Here is a 13,047-nt window from a genome sequence, read left to right on the forward strand (position 1 = left end):
CAACGTTCAAAATTAAGGCAAAAATTTACGCTGACAAAATTAAACTTAATGAAAGCTAAAACTTGGTCTATAAAATTATCTTTACATTTGCGCACTTTTACAAAAGACTCTTAGAAATTATGATGAAATACATTAAAAGTAAGAAGATTAATATAAAAGACGATTCGTTAGCAGGTATTACGGTATCGTTAGCAATGATACCAGAGGTAGTAGCTTTTGCTTTCGTAGCTCAAATTAGTCCTATTGTAGCTTTGTTTGGAGCTTTCGTGGTAGGAATTGTTTCCGCAATTTTTGGAGGAAGACCTGGTTTAATTTCAGGAGCAGCTGGTGCTGTGGCTGTAATTTTTGTAAACATGATACAAGAAGGACATGCAAAAGGACTGCTGTTTGATACTCCTGTAGAAAATATGGGATACTTTTATTTACTAGCAGCTGTAGTTTTAATGGGAGTTATTCAAGTGTTAGCAGGAGTATTTAAATTAGGGAAATTAGTTCGGTTAATTCCACATCCAGTAATGATGGGATTCGTAAATGGTTTAGCTATAGTTATTTTTATAGCTCAACTAGGAATGTTCAAAGAAAATAAGAAGGACATTTTTGGTCAAAATATGCGTAAAACTGAATCGAAAGAGTTGGTGTATAAAGTTGCAGATAATGAGGTACAAGATCTAGTATCAAGTGCTGCATTGTTTTCAATTAAAGGAAATTCAATTATTAATAATGAAACAAACAAGGAAGTTTTTGTAAAATCAGAAACACAAGTTTTTGATGCAAAAACAAAAAAAGTTGTTTATAATATTGAAAATGGCGGATTTTATTCAGTAAAAGATAGTGGGGTAGTAAAATCTACTTTACAAGGAACAAAGCTATATACTATGGTTGGGTTAGTGTTGTTAACGATGCTAATTATATGGTTGCTTCCAAAATTAACAACAAAAGTACCAGCAGCGTTAACAGCTATTTTAATTGTTACGTTTGTATCTATTTTCGGTGGATTAGAGTCTATAAATGTTGGAGATTTTATTAGAGATGGAGGAGGAGCTGGTTTAAATGGTTTTGATGAAATTTCTAAGAAAATGAATTTAGCAGAACTTTGGAGTAATTTGCCATTTAATTTAGATACATTAAAGTTTATTGCACCGTATGCCTTTTTAGCAGCTTCAGTTGGGTTGATTGAAACGTTAATGACGATGAATTTAGTGGATGAGTTAACAGATTCAAGAGGTGATGGTAATAAAGAATGTGTAGCACAAGGAGCTGGAAATATGTTAAGTGGATTGTTTGGAGGAACTGGTGGTTGTGGTATGATTGGTCAAACAGTAATTAACATTAACGCAGGTGGTAGAGGGCGTTTATCAGGAGTTATGATGGCGGTTACTTTATTAATTTTTATCCTTTTTGCAGATAAATATATTGAACAAGTACCTATCGCAGCTTTAGTAGGAGTAATGTTTATGATGGTTATTGATACGTTCGCATGGTCTAGTTTTAGAATTATGAATAAAATTCCAAAATCGGATGCAATTGTATTAATTATAGTATCTGCGGTAACTGTAATTTTTGATTTAGCAATTGCTGTATTTGTTGGGGTAATTATTTCAGCATTAGTTTTTGCTTGGGAAAATGCAAAAAAAATTAGAGCGAGAAAACGTTTTAAAGAAGATGGAACTAAGATTTACGAAATTTGGGGACCATTATTCTTCGGAAGTATTACTGCTTTTAACGAAAAGTTTGATATTAAAAATGATCCTGCTAACGTGGAAATTGATTTTGTAGAATCGCGTATTTCAGACCATTCAGCTATTGAAGCTATTTTTATATTAGTAGAAAAATATCAAAAAGCAGGGAAGAAGGTAACCTTAAAACATTTAAGTGAAGATTGTAAGGTATTGTTATATAAAGCAAGCCCGATTTTTGCAGATGTTATTGAAGAAGCAGTAGATGACCCTCGTTATCACTTAGCTGCAAATCCAGAAGATTTTCCAAAACCTTTATCAGAATATAGTTTTTAAATCGCAGAGCGATAAAAAATAAAAAATCCCGCTATTAGCGGGATTTTTTATGTGTTTTTTAGAATTAGGCATATAATGATTATTACAACTATAAATAATAGATACTTTAGGAATTTCGTGTTTAGTTGAGTGTTTTTATTTAAGTTATCAAGAGGAGAAGAAACTTTTCTTATGTTAGTAGGTGTTTTTGAAAAACTATATCCTTCGAAATTAGTATCAAATAATAACTCATCATCTGAATCCAATTGCTTTCCAAAATACCTTGTACATAACTCAAATACAAAATTTTCACCTACTTGATCTTCAATAAATTCTCCTTCAGTAAATTCATCGAAATTATAAAACCTATTTCCATTTTCATCTATTTTTGACTTAGATAATAGTTTTTCTTCCTCTTTAAGAGGTTTACCGAAATCAATAAAGGTGCCTAGTTCTGATGTTCCTCCTTTAACCCTTAATTTTTGATTATTTTTAGTAACAGAATATCCCCAAAAATTAACAGTGCTTTGAAGAGCAATAGAACATATTTCTGTATCAGGGAAAAAATCAGATAGTGTATTTTCCTCATAGGAAGTGTTTTCTTCAAATGATTTTATGGGTAATTCTTGTTCACATATTATCCAATTTCCTTTGTATTTTGTAATATAAACGGTATTACCAGGAGGTAACATAACCTCTTCAAACGTTTTAGGAACTATTTTTTTTAGATTATGAAAACCGATACTATTTAAGAGTTTTTCTTTCTCTATTTCTTTGTTAGAGTTAATAATTACGCATGATATTTTCCATCCCATAGCTAGGTCAGTTATTTTAAAATGTTAGCTTAATGAGGTTTATTTTTTCTGAAGTGGACTTATAATTTCTACATCACTAAAAGCAATAGCGCCTCTAATTACACTGTCAATAGTACTTTTTAAAGCTTCAATCAATTGCATTTTTAATTGCGATTTGTGATAAATCAAGCTAACTTCACGTGCAGGAGATGGAGATTCAAATTCTCTTAAATGAGTTTTGTCTCGTTCATTTAAATCCAGCGTATTTAAATAAGGAAGTAAGGTCATTCCTAATCCGTCTTTAGATAACTTTATTAATGTATCAAAACTTCCACTTTCTAACTGAAAGTGATGTGTAGAGCTTCTTTTATTAGTTCTACAAAGATTAATTACACTGTCTTTAAAACAATGTCCGTCTTCTAACAATAAAATATCATCAACTTCTAAATCATCAACTTTTAATTTCTTTTGTTTAAATAATCGATGTTCACTTGGAACTAAACCTACAAAAGGTTCATAATATAAAACACGCTCTTTTATGGCTTCATTTTCTAATGGAGTAGCAGCAATAGCAGCATCTATATAACCATCCATTAACTTTCTAACAATTTCTTCTGTAGTTAATTCTTCAATAACTAATTGAACTTTAGGGTAGTTCTTACTAAATGTTTTTAAAAACATAGGAAGTAGTGTAGGCATAATTGTAGGGATTATTCCTAGTCTAAACTCACCACCTACATAGCCTTTTTGTTGATGTACAATATCAATAATACGATTACTTTCATCAACAATTACTTTAGCTTGTTCTACAATACGTTTACCAACTTCAGTTAATTCAATAGGTTTTTTAGAACGATTAAAAATTTTAGCATCTAATTCTTCTTCTAATTTCTGAATTTGCATACTTAACGTTGGTTGCGTGACAAAGCAATGTTCTGCAGCTATGGTGAAGTTTTTATATTCAGCAACGGCTAGTGTATATTTTAATTGTGTTATAGTCATTTCAATAATAATTTTTGATAAAGATATTAAAACAATCGATTACGTTTATAGTAAAACTGTTAAAACTTGCCTTAAATTTGTAATAGAAAAAGTAAAAAACTTAAAATCAAAACAATATGTCAACTACAATTTTAGGATTAGATAAACAAAAAACTGAAAACTTAGTAAAAGAGTTAAATGCCCTACTAGCAAACTTTCAAGTATATTACCAAAATGCAAGAGGTTTACACTGGAATATTAAAGGGAAAAACTTTTTTGAGTTGCATATGAAGTTTGAAGAATTCTATACAGATGCACAAGAAAAAGTAGACTTAATAGCAGAACGTATTTTAACATTACAAGGAACACCATTGCATACTTTTGAAGATTACACTAGTGTATCAAAAGTACCAGTAGGAAAAAATATTTCAAATGATGTTGAAGCAGTAAAATTAATTATTGATTCGTTATCAGAACTATTAAAAATAGAACGTTTAATTCTTGATTTGTCTGATGAAGCAGAAGATGAAGGAACAAACTCAATGATGAGTGACTTTATTGCAGAACAAGAAAAAACATTGTGGATGATGAATGCTTGGTTAGGCTAAGAAATAGTTATCTATGTTTAGGGGATGAAAGAGCAACGTGTTTACGTTGCTTTTTTTATGTAGAAGAAAATAATATGAATAATTGGCTAATATAAATACTTAATTAAAATCCGAATACTTACAAAGGCAATTAGAATAGCGGTTGCTTTTTTCAGTTGTGTGGAATTAAAGAATTGGTTACTCATTCTACTACCAATTTGACCACCAATAAAAACAGTAATTAATAAAATAGAAGTAAGCTTCCAGTCGATAGAAAATTCAGGGTTCACATATTGACCTATCAATCCAGATATAGAATTTACTAAAATAAAAAAGCTTGCTGTAGCAGCTATTTTTTTAGGAGTGTCCCAATTGGTTAAATGAAGTAACGGAGCTAAGAAAATACCACCACCAATTCCAACCATTCCAGAAATAAAACCAATAATTCCGCCATAACCTGCATTTTTTGCTATGTTTAAATCGGTAGTTTTATTGCTGTTGGTAACTACTTTGTTTGAACTCCACATGGTAATAGCAGCAAAAAGTAGTGTGAAACCTAAAAGAATAAAGAAAAAAGTTTGACTTATTCGTAAATAGCCACCCAAAAAAGCCATAGGAATACTAAATAAAGTAAGCGGAATAACCTTTTTCCAATTATATTGTTTTTGTTGCATATAAAGTAAAACATTACCTGTAACAACCATTACATTACAAAGTAATGCTGTAGCTCTTATTTGTGTAAAAAGTAAGCCAGTGAGTGCTAAAACAGCCAAGTAACTGGAACCACCACCAAATCCGACAGAAGAGTATAGAATAGCCACAATAAAAAAGAGTAAGACTATGTACAAATTAGTACTTAAAACATCTAGAAAAAGAGATATCATCATATCAAACAAATGTAGCTATAAAAGTTTTTTTTAAAAAGTTAATGATTTACTCTTTTATAAAAGACTTTTTAAACTGCTGAGGAGTAATCATCTCCATTTTTTTAAATTGTCTGTTAAAATAGCTAATGTTATTAAAACCAGATTTGTAAGCTATTTCAGAGATTCGTAGGTTTTTAGATTGCTTTATAAGTTTTTTAGAAAATTTAATTTTTTCAGAGTTTATGTAGTCAATAGGAGAAATTCCTAAGGTGTTTTTAAACTTTTTATGAAAATGAGATGTACTCATACAAGCCTTCTTAGCTAACAATTCTACAGTAATATCTTTATTTGTGAGGTTGTTTTTTATAAACTTAATAACCATACCAATGCGGGTGTCTGTAAGCGTGCCAGAAGGATCGTTTAAGATAAAAGCTTTAGCCTTCGTTTGTAATAATCTAACAATCAATTCCTGTATCATAAGATCAAGAAGAATGTCTTTAGATTTGTTTTGATCGGTAAACGTATGTACTAAACGTCCAACTAAATGATTAATATCCGTATTATGAACAAGGTGAGAAGAAGTTTCGTTTAATTTCCAATTATTGTTTTCGCGCTCTATAGTAACATTGTGATTAAACTTATCTACTATCTCATCAATCTTATCAGAGTCAATACCTAAAGCCAAACATTGAGTAGGATTATTTTTTTCAGCCAAGGGGAAATCTATAATCATTTCTTTATTAGTTGGCATTACCACAGATTCACCAGGGAAAAAATCAAAAGGTTCCATACCTTCTAAATGCATTACTTTTTTTCCAGTGAGCATACTTGCAATCACAGGAAAATCAAAAGTCAAAGAAACCTGTTCAGCACTTTTATGAGTCTCAAAAATATTCAACTCAGCATATTCAGCATTATACGTAGTTCTGTTCTCTATTAAAGTAGTAAGTTTTCTACTTTCTTTATGTCGACTTAATAAATGGTTCATAATCAATAGTACAAAAATCTATTTATCCTTTTTTTGAGATAATAGATATGTGTTACAATTTAATAAATACGTTCAATATATTGACTATATGATATTTTAATTTTACAAAAATTACGAAATACTCATTTTTAATACAGGTTGATTGTAGAAGTGTTATTTCGGGATAGTTAATTTAAGTAAAGAACAAAAATACAAAGTTTTATGAGTTACACGAAACCAAAATTTAAAGACACGTATGCAAATTTTATCAATGGGAAGTTTGTGTCTCCCTTAGGTGGAGAATATTTTGAAAACAAATCTCCAGTTGATAATAGCATCATAGCAAAATATCCAAGATCACAAAAAGAAGATATAGAACTAGCTTTAGATGCAGCCAATGCAGCGAAGGAAAGTTGGGGAAACACTTCAGCAGCAGAACGAGCTTCATTGCTAAATAAAGTAGCAGATATAATTGAAGCAAATTTAGAAGAGTTTGCATTAGTAGAAACCTGTGATAATGGAAAACCAATACGAGAAACATTAAATGCAGATGTTCCTTTAGCGGTAGATCATTGGCGCTATTTTGCTGCTGCTATTAGAGCAGAAGAAGGAAGTGCAACAGAGCTTGATCAAAACACCTTATCAATGAACATTAAAGAACCTTTGGGGGTTGTGGGGCAAATTATTCCTTGGAACTTTCCTCTTTTAATGTTATCGTGGAAGTTGCCACCAGCATTGGCTACAGGTAACTGTGTAATATTAAAACCAGCAGAACAAACTCCGTCATCAGCAACATTGTTAATGGAAAAAATAGCCGATGTTTTTCCTCCAGGAGTTATTAATGTAGTTCATGGTTTTGGTCCAGAGGCAGGAAAACCATTAGCATCAAGCCCAAGAATTGATAAAGTAGCATTTACAGGGGAAACTACTACAGGACAGTTAATCATGCAGTATGCTTCTAAAAACTTAAATCCAGTTACGATGGAGTTAGGAGGTAAGTCTCCAAATATCTTCTTTAATAGTGTAATGGATGAAGATGATGCTTTTTTAGATAAAGCAATTGAAGGAGCGGTGTTGTTTGCTTTTAATCAAGGAGAAGTTTGTACCTGTCCTTCACGTATTTTAGTACAAGAAGACATCTATGATAAGTTTATGGAGCGAGTGGTGGCAAGAACAGAAGCAATAGTACAAAAAAGTCCGTATGATGTAAACACAATGGTAGGAGCACAAGCATCAAATGATCAATATGAAAAAATTCAAGCGTATATTAAAATAGGAAAAGAAGAAGGAGCGAAAGTGCTATGTGGAGGAGAAGTTAATACACTAGAAGGAGAGTTAGCAAATGGATTTTATATTAAACCAACTATTTTAGAAGGACACAATAAGATGCGCGTATTTCAAGAGGAAATTTTTGGGCCTGTTGTGTGTGTGACAAAGTTTAAAGATGAAGCAGAAGCGCTAGAAATAGCAAATGATACCATGTATGGATTAGGAGCAGGAGTGTGGACACGAGATGCACATCAGTTATATCAAATTCCAAGAGCTATTAAAGCAGGAAGAGTTTGGGTAAATTGTTATCATGCTTATCCAGCCCACGCACCATTTGGAGGGTATAAAAAATCAGGATTTGGTAGAGAAAACCATTTAATGATGATGGATTACTATCGTCAAACTAAGAACATGTTGATATCGTATGATAAAAACAAGTTAGGGTTCTTTTAGTTGTTTGAAAATACTGAGCTTTTTAAAGCTCAGTATTTTATAAAAAAATATAATATGCAAAGAGTAGCAATAACAGATGCAGCAAAAGAAATAGTTAAAAAACTAAAAAAGCAACATGGCGAATTAATTTTTCATCAAAGCGGAGGGTGTTGTGATGGATCATCACCAATGATTTTTCCTAAAGATGAAATGTATTTAGATGAAAGTGATATTCTGTTAGGTGTGTTAGATGAAGTTCCTTTTTATATGAATAAAGATCAATATGAATACTGGAAGCACACGCACTTAACCATTGATATAACTGAAGGAAGAGGAGCAAGTTTTTCATTAGAAATTCCTTTAGGAGTTCGTTTTATTATACATTCACGTTTATTGCAACAAGAAGATGAAAGTTAGTATATGTTTTAAGAAGAAGAATTAATAAATTGATAAACAATTAAAAATGATTTATTTTAGTAGCTTAAGCTAAAATAAAAAGGAGTATAAGAATGAGTAACTACCACGTAAAAACATTAGAAGAATATTTTCAAGTATATAGAAAGTCCGTTAGAAATCCAGAATTATTTTGGGAAGAAATAGCAGAAGAACATTTTGTTTGGAGGAAAAAATGGGATACCGTTTTGGACTATAATTTTGAGAAAACTGAGTTCAAATGGTTTGAAGGAGCAAAGCTAAATATTACAGAAAACTGTATCGACCGTCATTTGCATATCAGAGGAGATAAAACAGCTATTTTATTTGAGCCCAACAACCCAAAAGAAGAAGCTCAACATATTTCTTATAAAGAACTACACAAACGTGTTTGTAAGTTTGCTAATGTTTTAAAAGACCACGGGATAAAGAAAGGAGATAGAGTTTGTATTTACTTACCAATGATTCCAGAATTAGCTATTTCGGTTTTAGCTTGCGCACGAATCGGAGCAGTACACTCAGTTGTTTTTGCAGGATTTTCATCAACAGCATTAGCAACGAGAGTTAATGATTGCGAAGCAAAAATGGTAATTACTTCAGATGGTTCCTACAGAGGGACAAAAACTATTGATTTAAAGAGTATTGTAGATGAAGCATTAGAAGATTGTCCTACTATAGAAAATGTATTAGTTGCTAAAAGAATTAATTCAGATATTCAATTAAAAGAAGGACGAGATAAGTGGTTAGCACCTTTATTAGAAGAAGCTTATCAAGATTGTGTTCCAGAGATTATGGATGCTGAAGATCCATTATTCATTTTATACACTTCTGGTTCAACAGGAAGTCCAAAAGGAATGTTACATACCACAGCTGGTTACATGGTGTACACAGCATATACGTTTAAAAATGTTTTCAATTATAAAGAAAATGATGTGTATTGGTGTACCGCAGATATTGGTTGGATTACAGGGCATAGTTATATTGTGTATGGTCCGTTAGCAAACGGAGCAACAACTGTAATGTTTGAAGGCGTTCCTAGTTATCCAGATTTCGGTCGTTTTTGGGAAATTGTAGAGAAGCACAACATAAATCAATTTTATACGGCGCCCACAGCAATTAGAGCATTAGCAAAAGAGAACTTAGAATTTGTTGATAGCCATAACCTTTCATCAGTAAAAGTGTTAGGAACGGTAGGAGAACCTATAAACGAAGAAGCATGGCACTGGTATAATGATAATGTTGGAAAAAAGAAAAGCCCAATTGTAGATACTTGGTGGCAAACTGAAACTGGTGGAATTATGATTTCTCCTTTACCTTATATCACTCCAACAAAACCAACTTATGCAACATTGCCTTTACCAGGAATTCAAATAGCATTGATGGATGAAAACGGAAAAGAAGTAAAAGGAAATCAGGTTGACGGAAGATTGTGTATAAAATACCCTTGGCCTTCTATGGCAAGAACTATATGGGGGAATCATCAGCGTTATAAAGAAACATATTTCTCAGCATTTGATGATATGTATTTTACTGGTGATGGTGCTCTTCGTGATGAGGTAGGCTATTACCGAATTACAGGTAGAGTAGATGATGTAATTATAGTTTCTGGACATAACCTAGGAACTGCACCTATTGAAGATGCCATTAATGAGCATCCTGCAGTAGCAGAAAGTGCGATAGTCGGTTTTCCGCACGAAGTAAAAGGAAATGCTTTATATGGTTATGTGATTTTGAAAGAAACCGGAGAGGTAAGAAATCAAGATAACTTACGTAAAGAGATAAATCAAATTATTACGGAGCATATCGGTCCGATAGCGAAGTTGGATAAAATTCAATTTACTGAAGGAGTACCTAAAACACGTTCAGGAAAAATTATGCGTCGTATTCTTCGAAAAATTGCACATAATGAATTAGATAGTTTAGGAGATGTTTCTACACTTTTAAATCCAGAAGTAGTACAGAATATAATTGATAACAGATTGTAAAATAGTGAAAAGGGATTCTTATAAGAATCCTTTTTCTTTTGCTATTAAAATCAAATCACGATCATCAGAATTGTCAACCTCAAATATTTTAGCCATTTGTCGTTTTCTTTTTTGTACAGCAGCTAAAGATAAGGGTAAGATGTTGGGTAGTTTATTTACACGATTACCAATAGATAATTCATACAAAATCTTTCTATCCAAATCATCTAAAAAATACTCATTGGACACTTGATTTCTCAGCATTTTCATTACCGTTTTACTGTAGTAAGGAGGGTCGTTAAGTACTTCTTCAATAGCATGAACTAACTCAACGGGAGTAATGTCATTTTTAACTAAGAACCCATCAGGGTTTACGTTTTTTAAAATACTATGTACTCGGTAATTATCGTTAAAAGTAGTGGAGATAATAATTTTAGACTCAGGAAGTTTTTCGTTTATAATCAAACCTAAATCCTCACCAGATAAAATACCTTTTTCTTCTAGAGGGGGTAAACTAATATCTAAAAAAATAATTTCAATAGATCGATTAGAAGAAGAATACGTTTCTATAATTTCATCGGCAGCACCACAGTTATTTGCTATTTGAATATGAAAAGAAATATTTTCATTTTGACTTTCGATATAGGCAAAAGCACTTTTATAAGCTTCTGATATTAAAGGATGATCGTCAATTATTAAAGCGTTATACTTTTTACTTTCCATTTTTAGTATTAAAAGGGGTTATAATAACAAGTGTAGTTCCTTGGTTTTCTTTAGAAATAAACTCTAAAGTACCACCTAATTTTTGTACCCTTGCTGTAATATTTTTTATTCCAATTCCCTTTTTCTTTTTCTCGGCATTAAAACCAATTCCGTCGTCTTTTAACGAAATAATAAGCTCTTCTCTCTTAAAAGAAGCGTCTAAGGTAACATTTTTTGCCTTAGCATGCTTAATAATGTTTTGTAAAGCCTCTTGAATGATGCGGTATACGTTAGCTTTAGTAACCTCGTTAATTTCGTTCCATGGAATGGTCTTATCAAAGTTAAACTTATAAGAAAAATTACCAATAGTACTTCTATCTTTTAAAAGTTGGGTTAAGATAGTTGTAAAGTTAATATTTGAACTATCAAAATTATCGCTTAACCTGTGAGAAACATCTCTAATTTCCTTTTCTATCTCTTGTAGCTCATCTAAAAAAGCTTGGTGTTTTTCTTGAGTTTCAGGTTTCATTTGCATAGCTAAAAAACCAAGGTTAACCCGAGTACCGAAAAGTTTTCCTAAAACACCATCATGAAGTTCTGCTGAGATACGGTTACGTTCGTTAACACGTTCTTCTTCTAATTTGGCTTGTTGTTGTAGTGTTAATACATACACTTCTTCATTAGCTTTTTGTTGTTCCGCTTCTAGTTTTAATTTTTCATTTCTTACCTTTTGTACACGTAAAAAATATAATAAACTAAGAACTAATAGACCTGCAAAACTAGTTACTATAATCCATATACGTTGTTGGCTCAAGCGCTCCGTTTCTTCAATGTATTCATCTGTTTCAAACTCAATACGTGTAAACTTGTTTTGTACTCTTCTTTCAGCACTAATTAAGCTATCGTTAAACACTATATAACGATCTAAGTATTTTTTAGAATTTTGTTTGTCTAAGTTGGCGAGTTGTTGTAAAGAGGTTAAATAATCTCCTCCGTTTTTTAATTCTTTAGCCAATAAATTGGCTTCTTTGGCATATTGCAGTGCTTGTATAGTGTCTTTTAAATATTTATAATAATCTGATATATGAATTTTTGAAGTTAAAATATCAGTTTTATCACCTAGGCTATCTCTTATAGTCAAAGCTTTAAAGAAATCTTTCTTAATATTAGAAGTGTCATTAATTAAAAGTTTACAATGAGCTCTATTACTAAGTGCTCTTACCTTATTGGTAATATTAATACTTTTCTTTAAGTCAATATTATAATATTTTAAAGCAGATTTATAATTTTTCTTTATCTTGTGTATATTGGCGATGTTATTATAAGTACCTAAATAAACATTTTCTTTGTTTTTTAACTTAGAAAGGTATTCAAGTGATTTATTATAATAAAATAAAGCCTTATCATACTCTTTGATATCAGCTTGCAGTAAAGCAAGTTGATTGTAAGAAAAGTAAAGGTCTTTATTTTTGTTTAAATTCTTAAAAATTTCAATGGCTTTTATAATAGATATTTCACTGCCATAAAAGTCTCTGTATCTACCCTTGATATGAGCCATTCCGTATAGCATCTTTCCTCTTTCATATTTAAACTTTCCTTTATCAAAAGCTTCATAACCTTTATTGAAATGATAATAAGCTTTAGGATAATTTTGCTTTCTTACATAATACGTAGCAAAATTCCAATAAGCATCACCTAAAGCATAATAGTCTTTTTGAGCCTGAGAGATCTCTATAGCTTTATTATTTACTTTTTTAAATAGAGTAGTATCTTTTAGTTTATAATATTCATAAGCAATAGAACTTAAATTTAGAGACCTTTTCAAGTTGTTGTTTAAAATATATTGATATGATTTAAAAAGTAGGTTTTTTCTATTATCAATATCTAGTTTTTTATTTTTTGATTTATTAATCCAAATATTAATACTATCCCTTTGAATAAAGGAAGTGTCTAAGTTGTAGCCAAAACAGTTTTTAGAGAATATAATAAACAAAAAAAATAGAGTACTTTTTTTTACCATCTTAATTTTATGTAGAAAAGCAAATCTAAAAAAAAAGCCTTT

Annotated in this window: 11 protein-coding genes; 5 read left to right on the forward strand and 6 right to left on the reverse strand. The window is 31.1% G+C overall.

The annotated features are described in order from the left end of the window. Positions 1-119 precede the first annotated feature (119 nt). On the forward strand, positions 120-2,012 hold the full coding sequence (locus AC3VJB_RS02750) for a SulP family inorganic anion transporter (RefSeq protein WP_159611734.1): 1,893 nt from the start codon (positions 120-122) through the stop codon (positions 2,010-2,012). Positions 2,013-2,059: 47 nt separating this feature from the next. Here AC3VJB_RS02750 and AC3VJB_RS02755 read toward each other — a convergent pair whose 3' ends face one another. Both AC3VJB_RS02755 and AC3VJB_RS02760 read right to left on the reverse strand, forming a co-directional pair. Beyond that, positions 2,060-2,806, reverse strand: a complete 747-nt coding sequence (locus AC3VJB_RS02755) for a hypothetical protein (RefSeq protein ID WP_497666721.1) — start codon at positions 2,804-2,806, stop codon at positions 2,060-2,062. Positions 2,807-2,845: 39 nt separating this feature from the next. Beyond that, positions 2,846-3,787, reverse strand: a complete 942-nt coding sequence (locus tag AC3VJB_RS02760) for a hydrogen peroxide-inducible genes activator (RefSeq protein ID WP_047789720.1) — start codon at positions 3,785-3,787, stop codon at positions 2,846-2,848. Positions 3,788-3,903: 116 nt separating this feature from the next. On the opposite strand from AC3VJB_RS02760, the gene AC3VJB_RS02765 reads away from it, so the two are divergent. Next, positions 3,904-4,374, forward strand: a complete 471-nt coding sequence (locus AC3VJB_RS02765; protein WP_047789721.1) for a Dps family protein — start codon at positions 3,904-3,906, stop codon at positions 4,372-4,374. Positions 4,375-4,460: 86 nt separating this feature from the next. On the opposite strand, the gene AC3VJB_RS02770 is transcribed toward AC3VJB_RS02765, so the two are convergent. Continuing rightward, positions 4,461-5,240, reverse strand: coding sequence for a sulfite exporter TauE/SafE family protein (locus tag AC3VJB_RS02770; protein WP_159490790.1), 780 nt, complete (start codon positions 5,238-5,240; stop codon positions 4,461-4,463). 46 nt (positions 5,241-5,286) lie between these two features. Continuing rightward, a complete protein-coding gene (locus AC3VJB_RS02775; RefSeq protein ID WP_159490792.1) occupies positions 5,287-6,207 on the reverse strand; it encodes an AraC family transcriptional regulator in 921 nt (306 codons plus the stop codon). Between the two features lie 201 nt (positions 6,208-6,408). Between AC3VJB_RS02775 and AC3VJB_RS02780 the strand changes: the two genes are divergently transcribed. From AC3VJB_RS02780 to acs, 3 genes are all read left to right on the forward strand, one after another. Beyond that, positions 6,409-7,908, forward strand: coding sequence for an aldehyde dehydrogenase family protein (locus tag AC3VJB_RS02780; protein ID WP_047789724.1), 1,500 nt, complete (start codon positions 6,409-6,411; stop codon positions 7,906-7,908). A 54-nt stretch (positions 7,909-7,962) separates the two neighbouring features. Then, complete coding sequence (locus tag AC3VJB_RS02785; RefSeq protein WP_073183101.1) at positions 7,963-8,304, forward strand: DUF779 domain-containing protein; 342 nt, start codon at positions 7,963-7,965, stop codon at positions 8,302-8,304. A gap of 92 nt (positions 8,305-8,396) precedes the next feature. Continuing rightward, positions 8,397-10,304, forward strand: coding sequence for an acetate--CoA ligase (gene acs / locus AC3VJB_RS02790; RefSeq protein ID WP_497650649.1), 1,908 nt, complete (start codon positions 8,397-8,399; stop codon positions 10,302-10,304). An 18-nt stretch (positions 10,305-10,322) separates the two neighbouring features. On the opposite strand, the gene AC3VJB_RS02795 is transcribed toward acs, so the two are convergent. Further along, the gene (locus AC3VJB_RS02795) at positions 10,323-11,006 is read right to left on the reverse strand and encodes a response regulator (RefSeq protein WP_047789727.1); all 684 of its coding nucleotides are present in this window, start codon (positions 11,004-11,006) and stop codon (positions 10,323-10,325) included. Beyond that, positions 10,996-12,978, reverse strand: a complete 1,983-nt coding sequence (locus AC3VJB_RS02800; RefSeq protein WP_497666722.1) for a tetratricopeptide repeat-containing sensor histidine kinase — start codon at positions 12,976-12,978, stop codon at positions 10,996-10,998. Before AC3VJB_RS02800 ends, AC3VJB_RS02795 begins: the two co-directional genes overlap by 11 nt. Positions 12,979-13,047 lie beyond the last annotated feature (69 nt).

The sequence above is a fragment of the Tenacibaculum sp. TB-53 genome (assembly GCF_059716285.2).